The sequence below is a fragment of the Leptospira johnsonii genome (assembly GCF_003112675.1).
In the GTDB taxonomy this organism is placed as follows: Bacteria; Spirochaetota; Leptospiria; order Leptospirales; family Leptospiraceae; genus Leptospira_B; species Leptospira_B johnsonii.
In genome coordinates this window covers 316,906-328,980 of sequence record NZ_BFAY01000007.1, presented here as the reverse complement: position 1 = coordinate 328,980, position 12,075 = coordinate 316,906, and the positions used below count along the sequence as shown (strand labels likewise).

Below are 12,075 nucleotides of genomic sequence, written 5' to 3'. Positions count from 1 at the left end.
TTATTTTTATATTATATTCTAAATATCGAATTTTCAGAGGCGATACAAAAGTCCGCCCCAATAAAATCCGGCTCCTACCGCAGGGGAAAGGATCAAGTCTCCCTTTTTGACGATCCCTTTATAATAATATTCGGATAATGCTACTGGGATGGATGCTGCGGAAGTATTTCCCATTCTTTCAAAATTAAAAAGTATTTTTTCTCTAGGGAATTTTGTTCTTTTGAGAACGTCCTGCACTACCACATCTGTTCCCGGATGAGGGATGACCCAGTCTATGTCTTCTAACTCTAGACCATTCTTTTTTAATAGATCGTCCATAGAAGAAAGTGTGAGATCTGCAGCGTTAGTCACAAGTTCCGGATAACTTTTTATATAAAAATTCGGTCCTGGTCCAATTTCGATGATATTGGAAAGATCTCCGTCATCTTTCAAAAAGGAGTCGATGATACCGAATTCTTTATTTCCGGTATATTCTAAAAGAACTCCTGCAGCCGCATCACCTGCAGTGAATTCTCCATAACCGTTCATTTTGGTCCTAATAGAAAATCTTTCGCTACCGATCACGAGTGCGCTCTTAAATTTACCGCTGCTTAAGAACGCTGATGCCATTTGTACTCCGTGAACAAAACCGGTACAAGCGGTACAAATATCGAATGCTAATGAATTGGAAGTCCCTGCAAGTTTGGAAGCTTGGGGAGCCAGATCCGGAAGATAAAGCCGGTCCGTCCAATTTGCTAGAATGAATAAGTCCACATCTTCTGCTTTTTTTCCTGCGTCTTTCAGGATCATTTTGGAGGTTTCCGCCGCCATGAACTGAGCGGTTTCTTTTTCGTTCGCCCTTCTTCTTTCCGTTACGCCAATATTACCGATGACTGCTCTTTCTGCGGGATGCATTTCAGGATATTTTAATCTAGGGCGAATTTCGTCGTTAGTGACGATCCTTTCCGGGAGATAATGTCCAATCCCGGTGATTCGAACCCCGTTCGAAACTAGGTTTTTAGAATTCGCCATGGATCAATACTCCTTTGGTCCATAATAAATTTCCAGTCATAATTCCAATCTTTTGCTTCATCTTTATCATACTTAAGGCAAACGAGTGTACACCATAAATTGTTCCGTATAAATTCTTTCCGGATCTAATTCTCTGAGAGCAGTCAATTCATCCGAATTGATCTCAGGCTCTTGGGGGATGGAAAGATCTTCGTCGGGGGGAAGCCAAAGTGTATATCTTAGAACGGCTTCTTCTGGTTCCATTTCTTCGTCGGAAGCGGGGGCAAGCCAGGAAGTTAATTCGAAAGGATGGTCCGAAAAAGAAGACCTTTGAAATCTACCGAACTGACATACCGCTTCTACCACTCTTTCGCCGGGAGAAGTGATATGTTTTACTTTTCTCACGAAACGAAAACGGTTGGCCTTTGCTACTACGATCGTGTCCGCTGCGGATACGATATCGTTTGCTCCTCCGGATCCAACTAAGAAGTTCCCTTTTCCATCCAAGACCGAGTTGATATTTCCGAACCAGTCCACTTCTGCGGCGCCGATCACTCCCAAACAGTCATCAGGTACGATTGTTCCCAAGATACTTACTATATCCGACAACATTGAGCAGTGCCGAGTATGAAGTTGACTGAAAAGAAAGACATCACCCGCAAAAGGTTTCATTCCGTAAAATCCAAGCTCCGCAACGATCTTGATATGGATCCCTTCTTTTTCCAGAAGTTTGGCTGCTGTCCAGGCAGCTATATGTGCGGCTCCAATTCCTGCGAGAATGGTTTTATACCCTTTTGTCTTGACCTTCTCTATGATCGCTCTTGCTGCAAGAATGATCATCTGTTCCGAGTCGTTTACTGTTTTTGGATTTTCGGGAGAAGAAAGAGAATGTTCCGGAGGAGTCATTTTTAAACGTCTGAGCCTGACTTCTCCGATCAGATCCAGATAATCTTCATGGCCTCCGGATAACATTACATTTTCTTTATACCATTTTTCGGCCTTGGCGGGAATGCCTGCCGCCTTATTGGCCTCCATTTGGAATTCGTAATCGTCCAGATAAGATTCCACTCCTTCGAATGCGGGGATCTCGGGAAAACCTTGCACTCTCAAGGATTGAGGATGAGCCCCGAATCTTGCAGGAGCAATGCCTAAAACTTTCGTACTCGGTATATGCACTAGTTCAGGAGGAACTGTTCCTCTTGGTACGATCTTCTCCACAGTTGCGATCACACCCTTTGTCGCTGCAAGCGCACCCCAGGCCGCTTCTCCTCCAGGTTGAGAAAGTACTATGTTCCCGTCTTCGTCAGCTACTACTCCGTGGACCAATGTGATCTCGGGGCAGAGTGGAAGAAGAACCACCATGTCCTTTTCTCTGGTTCCTCTGCTTTCGGTAACTAGATGAGGGCTTGCAGCTTCTCCGAAAGGATTTCCTTCGGTAGGCTTATGATATAAGAATGCGGTCTTTCCCAATTTGTCCGTAATCAGGTCAGACCCTACCAAAGAGTTAGAAACAAAGCTCGGAAGTTTCATGGCACCCGCCATCAATCTTTGCACTAAGGTGAGAAGGGACCAAAGTTCCAACTCGAAAGGTTTCCCTCTCATCAAGTCCTTATATAAACTGTTGGGACTTGGTTTAGGATAATTATCTCCGGCAAAACCAGTGATCATCTTTTTCACGATGCCGGAAAGAGCGAGACAATGAGCGCTGGAATGAATACCCGCAACGCTTATAGTGAACTCCGGATTTGTTCCTTCAAAAACTCTGGAGAGAGAATAGATAAGTGCATTCGGCCTAGACATTGTCGTGGCCAAGTGTAAGTACATGCGAGGCTTGACGAATTCCCGCACAAGGGAATCAGGATCGGAAAGAATCTTAGTAGTTTGATGTTTCGATTCTTGTGGCATTCGTTTATTATGTAAAAAAGCCCGGACAAAAAGCCTTTTCACTAAAGGTTAAATTTTTGACGGAAAAAAGGCCGAATTCATACGAAATCTGTATGAAAATACTGTCAAATCGTGCGTTTAAATCCCATGATATTTCGCATAAAAAGACTAACATCGTTTAATGCGAGTGTTTACTAAGTAGGAGGGATTAGGCCTCTCTTTTTTGCCTGACTCGGGTATAAAAAATTTCAGATCTTACATCATTCCCACTCTTAGGAGAGACTTAAGGCTTTAAGATCGGATTTCCAGGCTCCGATACTAAGATGGAACCTTTCGAGAAAGAAAAGCTGATGTCACAAGTCTCCAACCAAGAGTCTTTTATCTTCAAGACAGAATTAATGGTCCGCAGATCCGATACCAGGAGCGCCACTGTGGTAGGTGGACTTTTTGTTTCTCACCTAACATACGAAACTTTCATCCCTCTTGTGAACGAAGTATTTGATGCATTCTTAGAGTCCTACACTTGGTCCAAGGCAAATATTGCGGGAGCAAATATCATCATCCCTAAAATGGAAGTGGAATATAAGTCCGAAGCAAAAGCAGGAGACGTTTTGGAATTTTCCGCTGGAATTTTTAATTTAGGGAAGAAGTCTTGCGAGCTGCATATTTCCGCTTCTCAAAAAGTTTCCAAAGAAGAAGTGGGATTTGCAAAAATTTTCCTAGTCTTTTACGACTATGTTTCTAAAAAAACCTTGGAGATCCCGTCCGAATTCAGGGCGAAATTCTAAGTATGAATTCCAAGGTCCAAACTGCTCAGGTGGAAGCGGAGTTTCCTTCGGAATATTATTTTTCGACGGAGATCCCGATCCGTAAGATCGATCTGAGTTTGGACATACATGTTTCTTTTGCAAGTATCTTGGACCTTGTGATGGAAGCTCATCTTCAATTCTTCCAATACTTAGGTTATTCGGTAACTGATATACATGGAAACAGCATCATATTTGCGAATGCTTCCATACAATATCAGGGAGAATTATTATATAAGGATAAAGTGATCATCGACGTTTCTTTGGACAATTTCGGAGAGAAGTCTTTCGATCTATACTTCCGACTTTCTAAAAGGAATCGAGCGGAGAAGGTATCTGTCGTAAAGATCAGAGTTTTATTCTTTGATTATAAACTTAGAAAAGTAGTTCCGATTCCCTCCGAGTTCAAAAAGAAATTCGATACAGGGAAATACATCAAGATGCAAAGCCCCGAGATCGGAAAAGAGATCTCGAGTGCGGTTGGGCCGGACGGATTCGTATTCGGATTTCGTAAACTGGAAGTTTGGAATCTTGCACATGTGTTCCTTCTTCATTTATACGAACTTTGCGAGACCTGGAAAGGAAAAGTAGAGCCAAGCCTTTTAGAACATATCAGATCCATTTCGTCTTTATTACCTGTTAGGATCGCAGGAGCCTGGGGAACCAGGATCCGTGCCGAAAAAGTAAAAAATATCCTGAGAGCAAAAGTACATTTAGAAGAGTTAAGATATCTTCTGATCTTAGTTGCGGATCTGGGAAAAGTGGATCCTTCTCAAGAGTTGGAAGATCTTCAGACGATCAATTCTCATCTCAAAAAATATCTGAACAAAGTCAGGACCGGAGAAACTAGAAAGATCCGATGAAAGATAAAGTCGCATTAGTCACCGGTGGGAACGCAGGGATCGGAAAAGCAATCGTACTGGAATTTGTTTCCAGAGGTGCAAAAGTCCTATTCTGCGGAAGAAGGGAAGAAGAAGGAAAAAAAACCGAAGAAGAAATTTCCAAACTGGGTGGAAAGGTAAAATTCTTTCGATGCGACGTATCCGACGATTCCCAAGTAAAAGAATTAGTACAAAAAGCAGAGTCGGAATTCGGAGGCCTGGATTACGCAGTGAATAACGCTGCAGTTGGCGGACTAGCAACCGATCTTCACCAATATCCTGAAAAAGTTTGGGACAAAGTGATCGCAGTGGATCTGAAAGGCACCTGGCTTTGTATGAAACATGAGATAGAACTACTATTAAAAAGAGGAGGGGGTTCTATCGTTAATGTATCCTCTATCGCGGGACTCGTCGGTGCCGATTGGAAAGTGGCTCCTTATTCCGCGGCAAAACATGGAGTAGTCGGACTTACAAAATCAGCCGCATTGGAATACGCGGAAAAAAAGATCAGAGTAAACTCAGTTTGTCCCGGATTTATTCGAACAGAAATGTTAGAGGGACTTTTTCATTCTTCTTCTGATCCGAAGGAAGCGGAGAAAAAAATTACCAGATTACATCCGGTCAACCGGCTTTCAGAACCGAGTGAAGTGGCCAAGGCGGCCGTTTGGCTATGTTCCGACGAGGCTTCCTTTATCACCGGTGTGGCGCTTCCGGTCGACGGCGGCTATACTGCTAAATAAAAACGTAATCTTTTTCTTGTAGGAAAGTTCGGATGAGTCAAAATTGCGTAATTCCGTTTATAGAATTGTAAACGGTTTTTCCGGTCAAAAAAAATATGAAACTCCGGTATTATGCAATCACGGACAAAGGAAACTTTCGCTCTCACAACGAGGATTCTTTTTTGGCCGCAGATAGTTTGGTATGCGGCCAAACTCACGGGGAATCTGAAACGGTCCGCACGTTAGACACGGAAGAATTTTCCGGACTATTCGCCTTGGCAGACGGTCTGGGAGGACATGAGGCAGGGGAGATCGCAAGTAGAGTCGCATTAGAAAAACTTGCTTGGATGGAGAAAGCGATCCGTCCTATCGAAGAGTTACCTTCTTCCGGTTGGAAAAACCTGATCCGCAAAATTAATAACGAAGTAAACGCGTACGGAGAATCCATAGGAAAGCCCAAGATGGGAACCACTTTAGTAGGTTGTCTTTTGGGAAAGAGAAAATCCTGGATCTTTAACGTAGGAGACAGCCGCCTCTATCATTTTACTAAGAATGGGCTTAGTAAAGTAACAGTAGATCATAATATTGGAGAAGAGTTGGGCTCCAGTTTCGGCAGAAATCTTTTAACCAGTTGTATCGGCGGCGGAACTAAAAGTATAGAAGTGGATACCTTCGATTATTCCGGAAAACTGTCTCCGGGAGATTTTATACTGATCTGTACCGACGGTCTTACTGAAGTTCTGAACATAGATCAGATAGAAAAGATCCTAAGAGATCATGAGGATCTTAGAGAAACCTGCAGGATCCTTTCGGAAGAAGCGAATCTCAGATTGACCAGAGACAATCATACGATCGTGATCATCAAAATAGATTCGGTTTGAGTTGTTCGTCTTAAAGATTCGAAGAATAAGCGCCTTCTAACAGAAATCGGGCAGTCAATCGGAAGAATAGATCCCCGTTGTCCGCCTCCTCTAACTGATACACCAAAGGCATATCCGATTTTCTTGCGATCTCAAAAAATCCTAAACCTGCGCCCTTACTTTTTTCGGGCCTGTCGGAACGGATCTGTTCGTTGTATTTTTGTTTGAGTTCTTCTTGGGAAAGTTTTTTAGTTTCTTCTAATTTACTTTTTAAGAATGCAGCTTGCTCTGGAGTGACTGCGTTTCCACAATTGAGTTCCCAGTTATGGGCCTTTCTTCTTAATACTAAAATGCCTATACCGCTTTTTTCGTCCCTCTCGACCGAATAGTGAGCAACGTTCTGGGCCATTTCCACGAATACTGTTAGGATTCGGTTCTTTTTCTTTTCATCCTCTAACTTTTCTTTTAGAAGGTCGTTTAAAGAAGAAATGGTGGTCTCTGAAAACGGCCCTTTATAAAGAAGGGCCACTCCGGTCCTTTTAAGAACATTATATTGTTTTGATAACTGCATATACCCCTCAAAACTCCGGAGCAGCCAAACTTACGAATGAAGATTGGCTTCCGATCGCAAACGCCATGGAAATTGCATATCTGATTTTCGCCTTTCTGGCTCCTTCTGCGACATGGTCGTGATCGCATTCAGGATCCGGATTCTCTAGATTGATGGTAGGACATAGGGTCTGATTTTTCAACATAAGAGAAGTCGCAGCCACATTGATAATTCCTGCCGCTCCAAATGTATGGCCGAAGATCGGTTTAATAGAACCGACAGGCGCCCAATGGAATTTAGGGCGACCCTCATATAAATGACCTATAGCGCGACTCTCCGCCAAATCGTTGTTATACGTAGCGGTTCCATGTCCGCAGAAATAATCGATATCTCCCAAACGAAGTCCGCTGATCTTCATTAGATGCCTGAGACCTGTAGTTGCTTTTTTACCGGTTAAGTCCATTCTCATCGCATGGTCTGCTTCATTATAGCTATAAGTTCCTAAAACTTCCGAATAGATCTTGGCGCCTCTTTGAAGAGCCCTGTCTAATCTTTCCATTACGAGGACGACCGCTCCTTCTCCTAATAAAAATCCGTCCCTGTTTTTATCATAAGGCTTCATTCCTTTTTTAGGATTGTCCTTTTCCAAAGACATGACCCTGCTCATTGGATCAGAATACATCATCATCAAAGGTTTTAGAAGAGGAAATTCATGACCTCCGGCATACATTACTTCCGCTCTACCTTTGCGGATGGCTTGGTAACATAAGCTGATCGCATGATGACCTCCGACACAAGCCGCGGATACGGTGGTCACAAAACCTTGGATATTCGCGTTAATCGCCGTTAAGTTTGTCGGATTGGAAGCCATAGAAGTAAGAACGGAATAACGGTCGAACACGTTATCGTCCTTCTCTTCCAAATATTTTCTCCAAGCAAAGTCCCACCAGGCCATAGATGCCCTGGAAGAAGAATCTATAAAACCGACTCTGCTAGGATGTAGATCTCCTTTTGTGATGCCTGCATCTTTATTGGCTTCTTCCATGGCTGCCATTAATGCGAGAGTTTCCGTATTATAATTTTTAGAATATTTATCGCTCAGATCAGGCAGATGTTTCTTCCAATCGAAAGTGTTCATCTCTCCTGCAACCTTGATCGGAAAGTCTTCCGTAGGGAAACGGGTAATAAAATCCAATTGGGATCTTCCTTCTGAAAGATTTGTCCAAAAGTCTTGTACTGAAAAAGTGTTCGGAAGAATGACTCCGATGCCGGTGATGACTACCCGGGAGTTTTTTCCGTTTTTAGATTTATCCATAGAATAGAGGGTTTAGAAATTACCTAGGTGAATTAGATTTGGAAATAAAAAAATCATTTTGAATCATATAAGACGCAAAAAAGGGACAAAATTTTCATAAAACCATAAAATAATAGAAAAAGGATTTTCGAATGAAGCTAGGCGACTAATTTGTTGGAAATTTATTTTGGGGTATCCAATGAAAAAGAATAGAGTTTTAATATTATTTCTTTCCGGAATTGTCCTTATGATTTCCTGCTCGAAATCTCCCGAAGACAAAATTATGGAATTAGCTCCTCGGTTCCAAAAAGCGCTTTGTTCGAAAATGATAGAATGTAGTAAGGACGATATAGCAAAGATACCGGCCCAATATAGAGCTACTCTTCCTATTTTTATGCAATCTGAGGAAGGATGTGTTTCCTATTTTAAGGAAAATTTCGATAAGGCGAGAGAGCAAAGAAAATCTCAAAAGCAAGAATTGACTGCTGAGACCGTTGCTTCTTTCGAAGCTTGTATAGCCGGATTGGAGAATACTACTTGCGAACCTTTTAAAGGACAAAGAGGCCCGAGACTGGGAATACCAGGTTGCGAAAATTTGGAAAAGATCTCAAAACCAGATTCTCCATAATCGCATAACAAGCGGTTACGATCTTACTCGGTTCTTTCTTTTTCAGTGAAAGACCAGTAAACGTAGAGTATAGCCGTTAAAATTCCAAGCGCAACCATCTGCCCTAGATGAACGGTGGTTGCGTATACCAATCCTTCCGAACTTTCTCTCCCTAATAACACGAATCCGGATGTGATGGAAGCGTGATATACTCCAGCTCCGGATGGCGCAGAAGGTACCATCACACCCACGGCTCCACAGAACATGATAAATACTGTTTCTAAAGGACTTAAATGGATACCGACTAAATATTGCAAAAGAGTATAATGAATTGCGTACCCTAAAAGCCATGTGCCGGCGGTTAGAACTCCATAACTGGAAACATTACGAAAAGTTAAAAAACTTCCTAATTCCGCAACTTGTGGAGCAAGTTTTTCCGAGAAAAATTCCTTCTTTCCTATTTTGGAAAATAAAAATTCCCCCAAAGAGATCAGATGCCGGTGAAATAAACGAACGATCACTAACGCGGAAAAAATCCCTAAGATACCTAGTAAAGGAAATAATATCTTTGTTTCGGGTCCGTTAACTCCTAAAATAAAAAGAGCACCGAGTCCTGCGCAGAATATAAAGGAGAAGTCCAATACCTTTTCTAAGAAGATGCCGCTGACTAAACTTCCGTAACCGATACTTTCTCCTTTTTTACAGAGATAGAGACGGAAGATATCTCCTCCTCTTGCTGGCAAAAACTGATTTGCTCCCACTCCTATATAAGCGGAAAGAAGAGCAGTCCTGAACGGGACTTTTTTCCCAAGTAGTAAATACCATCTCCAAGAGAATAAGAGTAATCCCCAAAGTATGGCGATGAAGAATGGAACTAGAAAGATAGGTTTCCATCTTTCTAGAATAGAAGTAAAACCGGAAAGATCCAGATTCCAAAATAGAAAACCAAGAGATAAAACGCTGATCCCGAATCCGAGTAATAATTTTTTCAAAATAGATCCTCGTTACAGATCAGCCTGGGGGCCATTTCATTTGTCTTCCGCCCAGTATATGAAAATGAAGATGGAATACCGTTTGGCCGCCGAGTACACCCATATTATTCACAATTCTGAAACCGTCTTTATTGAGCCCGAGAGACCTTGCGATTTCTGTAGCTCTGAATAAAATTTCTCCAAGGAGGGCTTTGTCTTCTGCTCCGGTTTTGTCTATGTCCACGATATGTTTTTTGGGAATGACCAGAAAATGAGTAGGCGCCTGAGGAGAAATATCATGAAAAGCTAATAGATTCTCGTCCTCGAAAATGATCTTGGATGGGATCTCTTTATTGATAATTTTACAAAATATGCACGAATCTGTCATGTTTTATTATCCAAACATAAACTTGCCGCTCCCAGTGCCCCGGTGACCGATTTTCCTGGAAGGATCTTTACGTATTCTTTGAATATGGGAAATATGATTTCTCTCACCCTCTTTTCAAGTCGTTTTCCGAAAACCGAATAGGACTTGGCTATCCCTCCGGACAATACGATATGCTCAGGATTGAGTAAATGGACTAAATTACGGATGAGTTGCGCTAAACTTTCTATCCCTTCTTCCAAGATCTCGTTTGCTTCCTTATGATGTTTAGAAGCCAGATCGAAAAGTGTTTCTACATCGGAAAGTTTGGAGCCTGTTTTTTCTAAAAATCTAGAAGAGAATCCGCTCGCGCTGAAATAAGCTTCTGCGCAGCCTCTTTGTCCGCAACCGCAAAGTGCTCCGCCAGGATGGATCGTGGTATGGCCCACTTCCATAGAATTTCCAAGATATCCGTCGAATAATTTGCCTTGGAAAACCCATCCTCCACCTAATCCAGTTCCTAGGGTAAGAACAACCAGATTGGAAGAAGCTTTACCTTCTCCAAACCAATACTCACCGAGTGCCGCACAGTTTGCGTCGTTATCGTAATATACCGGAACGTTAAACTTCTTCTTTAAGAAATCTACTAAGGGAACATTTTTTAATAAGGGAAGATTTGCAGAAGAGATCAATATTCCATTTTCTTTATCTATTGGTCCGGGACTTCCGAGTCCGATACCTTTTACCGGATCTTTGGAATCTGCGATGAGTTCCGAGATCTGTTCTTCTAAAGAAGTTAGAAAAAGTTTAGAATCCATTTCCGGTCCGGTCTTTCGATCGGATTGAGAAATTATTTTGCCGGACTCGTTAGTAAGACAGGCTTTGATACTTTGGGCGCCGATATCCACGCCTATAATAGAACTCATTTAACGACTCTGGTAAAACTTCCTTCTCTCATTTCGTAGATCGTCTTAGCATCGAATGCCAGATTCATATCGTGGGTCACGAGTAGGATCGTTAGTCCTCTGGAATTAAAATCGGAGAGAAGTTTACGTACTAGTTCACTATTTTCAGGATCCAAATCTCCGGATGGTTCGTCCGCAAGAAGTATCTCTGGTTCATTGATAAGAGCTCTTGCGATCGCAGTCATCTGGATCTGACCACCTGAAAGACTACTTGGGAGTTGGTCTCGTATCGTATGAAGATGCAGACTGGAAATGAGAAACTCACATTTTTCTCTATATTCCTGTTCCTCGAATTTTCCTACGAGTAATGCGGGCAGAAGAATATTCTCTTCTACAGTTAGGTGAGAAACCAGTTCGGAAAACTGGAAGATCAGTCCTATGTTTTTCGCCCTGAATCGAGCGAGTTCCCCTTTGGTCATGGAGGAAAGTTTTAATGTATCGAAGTAGATCTCTCCAGAACTACTGGACAACATGCCAGTGATCATGGAAAGAAGTGTGGTTTTTCCGGAACCGGAAGGTCCAACTATTGCGACATAGTCGGATTGGTTGATATCGAAGGAGATCCCATTAACAGCCTTGGTAGAACCGTAATGTCTGGAGAGATTATTAATCCTAAGGATCATTTTCCCCTCCTGATAGATCTATAAGGATCAACTAAGGTATACAAATAGGCGACAAGCGCGCTAATTCCTCCGATTAGGATGGCCTCTGCGCCCAAACTGGAGATATAGTCCAGAGGAGAGACTAATTCGGACTTTCCGATCGGGATAAAAACGCTTAAAATTAAAGACAATAAGAACCCGATCCCATGGATAATCCAGAGTTCTACGGTTTGCAGGAGCACGACTCCCTGCCGGTTACCGCCTACTGCCATCATAATTCCGTTATCCCCGGAACGAGTCATGACCCGGACAATGCTCATAAAAATTAAAGCAAGGCTACAAAGAGATAAAACCAGGTACGGAGAATTGAGGAATAGATCGATACTAGAAATGTCCGTGGGTCTTTTTTCCGTACGAAGGGAGAAAAATCCGAATAAAAATCCGTAGGCAAAAAACGTCGAGAATACGACGTGCAATACACTGGTGATCCAGTCCCGGAGGAAGAGGGAAAATGCAAACCTCAGGTAAGTGATTCTTCCCATCGGGAGCAGGATATTGAAAACGTTTGATTTTATCCAACAT

Annotated in this window: 14 protein-coding genes; 5 read left to right on the top strand and 9 right to left on the bottom strand. The window is 42.4% G+C overall.

The features are described 5' to 3' along the window. Nucleotides 1-33 precede the first annotated feature (33 nt). Together LPTSP_RS07000 and LPTSP_RS06995 are read right to left on the bottom strand one after the other, a co-directional pair. Nucleotides 34-1,011 (bottom strand): ketoacyl-ACP synthase III, encoded by a 978-nt coding sequence (locus LPTSP_RS07000; protein WP_108928087.1) that lies wholly within the window; start codon nt 1,009-1,011, stop codon nt 34-36. A gap of 72 nt (nt 1,012-1,083) precedes the next feature. Beyond that, complete coding sequence (locus tag LPTSP_RS06995; protein WP_108928086.1) at nt 1,084-2,895, bottom strand: CoA-transferase; 1,812 nt, start codon at nt 2,893-2,895, stop codon at nt 1,084-1,086. A 329-nt stretch (nt 2,896-3,224) separates the two neighbouring features. Between LPTSP_RS06995 and LPTSP_RS06990 the strand changes: the two genes are divergently transcribed. The 4 genes from LPTSP_RS06990 (at nt 3,225) to LPTSP_RS06975 (ending at nt 6,161) form a co-directional block, all read left to right on the top strand. Further along, nucleotides 3,225-3,662, top strand: coding sequence for an acyl-CoA thioesterase (locus LPTSP_RS06990; protein WP_108928200.1), 438 nt, complete (start codon nt 3,225-3,227; stop codon nt 3,660-3,662). 2 nt (nt 3,663-3,664) lie between these two features. Next, a complete protein-coding gene (locus LPTSP_RS06985; protein WP_108928085.1) occupies nt 3,665-4,543 on the top strand; it encodes a four helix bundle protein in 879 nt (292 codons plus the stop codon). After that, nucleotides 4,540-5,301: an SDR family NAD(P)-dependent oxidoreductase gene (locus LPTSP_RS06980; protein WP_108928084.1), complete on the top strand. Its 762-nt coding sequence runs from the start codon at nt 4,540-4,542 to the stop codon at nt 5,299-5,301. The genes LPTSP_RS06985 and LPTSP_RS06980 overlap by 4 nt, the downstream gene beginning before the upstream one ends. Nucleotides 5,302-5,396: 95 nt before the next feature. Beyond that, a complete protein-coding gene (locus LPTSP_RS06975) occupies nt 5,397-6,161 on the top strand; it encodes a PP2C family protein-serine/threonine phosphatase (RefSeq protein ID WP_108928083.1) in 765 nt (254 codons plus the stop codon). Between the two features lie 10 nt (nt 6,162-6,171). Here LPTSP_RS06975 and LPTSP_RS06970 read toward each other — a convergent pair whose 3' ends face one another. Further along, nucleotides 6,172-6,711: a SiaB family protein kinase gene (locus LPTSP_RS06970; RefSeq protein WP_108928082.1), complete on the bottom strand. Its 540-nt coding sequence runs from the start codon at nt 6,709-6,711 to the stop codon at nt 6,172-6,174. A 7-nt stretch (nt 6,712-6,718) separates the two neighbouring features. After that, entirely contained in the window at nt 6,719-8,005 is a 1,287-nt protein-coding gene (locus LPTSP_RS06965) for a beta-ketoacyl-[acyl-carrier-protein] synthase family protein (protein ID WP_108928081.1), read from the bottom strand. 178 nt (nt 8,006-8,183) lie between these two features. On the opposite strand from LPTSP_RS06965, the gene LPTSP_RS06960 reads away from it, so the two are divergent. Then, nucleotides 8,184-8,612, top strand: a complete 429-nt coding sequence (locus tag LPTSP_RS06960; RefSeq protein WP_108928080.1) for an LA_2478/LA_2722/LA_4182 family protein — start codon at nt 8,184-8,186, stop codon at nt 8,610-8,612. A 23-nt stretch (nt 8,613-8,635) separates the two neighbouring features. Here the strand turns inward: LPTSP_RS06960 and LPTSP_RS06955 are convergent, their stop codons facing one another. The 5 genes from LPTSP_RS06955 to LPTSP_RS06935 are packed head-to-tail and all read right to left on the bottom strand — an operon-like array spanning nt 8,636 to nt 12,035. Next, nucleotides 8,636-9,583, bottom strand: a complete 948-nt coding sequence (locus LPTSP_RS06955) for a lysylphosphatidylglycerol synthase transmembrane domain-containing protein (protein WP_108928079.1) — start codon at nt 9,581-9,583, stop codon at nt 8,636-8,638. 19 nt (nt 9,584-9,602) lie between these two features. After that, nucleotides 9,603-9,950: a histidine triad nucleotide-binding protein gene (locus LPTSP_RS06950; RefSeq protein WP_108928078.1), complete on the bottom strand. Its 348-nt coding sequence runs from the start codon at nt 9,948-9,950 to the stop codon at nt 9,603-9,605. Next, nucleotides 9,947-10,852, bottom strand: coding sequence for an ROK family protein (locus tag LPTSP_RS06945; RefSeq protein WP_108928077.1), 906 nt, complete (start codon nt 10,850-10,852; stop codon nt 9,947-9,949). The genes LPTSP_RS06950 and LPTSP_RS06945 overlap by 4 nt, the downstream gene beginning before the upstream one ends. Continuing rightward, on the bottom strand, nt 10,849-11,514 hold the full coding sequence (locus tag LPTSP_RS06940) for an ABC transporter ATP-binding protein (protein ID WP_108928076.1): 666 nt from the start codon (nt 11,512-11,514) through the stop codon (nt 10,849-10,851). The genes LPTSP_RS06945 and LPTSP_RS06940 overlap by 4 nt, the downstream gene beginning before the upstream one ends. Then, nucleotides 11,511-12,035 (bottom strand): ABC transporter permease, encoded by a 525-nt coding sequence (locus tag LPTSP_RS06935; protein WP_108928075.1) that lies wholly within the window; start codon nt 12,033-12,035, stop codon nt 11,511-11,513. The genes LPTSP_RS06940 and LPTSP_RS06935 overlap by 4 nt, the downstream gene beginning before the upstream one ends. Between the last annotated feature and the right edge of the window lie 40 nt (nt 12,036-12,075).

What these genes read in the sequence shown, in the direction of transcription:
- LPTSP_RS06975 (WP_108928083.1), top strand. Translation starts at nt 5,397, where the DNA reads ATGAAACTCCGGTATTATGCAATCACGGACAAAGGAAACTTTCGCTCT.
- LPTSP_RS06985 (WP_108928085.1), top strand. Translation starts at nt 3,665, where the DNA reads ATGAATTCCAAGGTCCAAACTGCTCAGGTGGAAGCGGAGTTTCCTTCG.
- LPTSP_RS06970 (WP_108928082.1), bottom strand. Translation starts at nt 6,711, where the DNA reads ATGCAGTTATCAAAACAATATAATGTTCTTAAAAGGACCGGAGTGGCC.
- LPTSP_RS06980 (WP_108928084.1), top strand. Translation starts at nt 4,540, where the DNA reads ATGAAAGATAAAGTCGCATTAGTCACCGGTGGGAACGCAGGGATCGGA.
- LPTSP_RS06990 (WP_108928200.1), top strand. Translation starts at nt 3,225, where the DNA reads ATGTCACAAGTCTCCAACCAAGAGTCTTTTATCTTCAAGACAGAATTA.
- LPTSP_RS06965 (WP_108928081.1), bottom strand. Translation starts at nt 8,005, where the DNA reads ATGGATAAATCTAAAAACGGAAAAAACTCCCGGGTAGTCATCACCGGC.
- LPTSP_RS06950 (WP_108928078.1), bottom strand. Translation starts at nt 9,950, where the DNA reads ATGACAGATTCGTGCATATTTTGTAAAATTATCAATAAAGAGATCCCA.
- LPTSP_RS06945 (WP_108928077.1), bottom strand. Translation starts at nt 10,852, where the DNA reads ATGAGTTCTATTATAGGCGTGGATATCGGCGCCCAAAGTATCAAAGCC.
- LPTSP_RS06935 (WP_108928075.1), bottom strand. Translation starts at nt 12,035, where the DNA reads ATGGGAAGAATCACTTACCTGAGGTTTGCATTTTCCCTCTTCCTCCGG.
- LPTSP_RS06960 (WP_108928080.1), top strand. Translation starts at nt 8,184, where the DNA reads ATGAAAAAGAATAGAGTTTTAATATTATTTCTTTCCGGAATTGTCCTT.
- LPTSP_RS06940 (WP_108928076.1), bottom strand. Translation starts at nt 11,514, where the DNA reads ATGATCCTTAGGATTAATAATCTCTCCAGACATTACGGTTCTACCAAG.
- LPTSP_RS07000 (WP_108928087.1), bottom strand. Translation starts at nt 1,011, where the DNA reads ATGGCGAATTCTAAAAACCTAGTTTCGAACGGGGTTCGAATCACCGGG.
- LPTSP_RS06995 (WP_108928086.1), bottom strand. Translation starts at nt 2,895, where the DNA reads ATGCCACAAGAATCGAAACATCAAACTACTAAGATTCTTTCCGATCCT.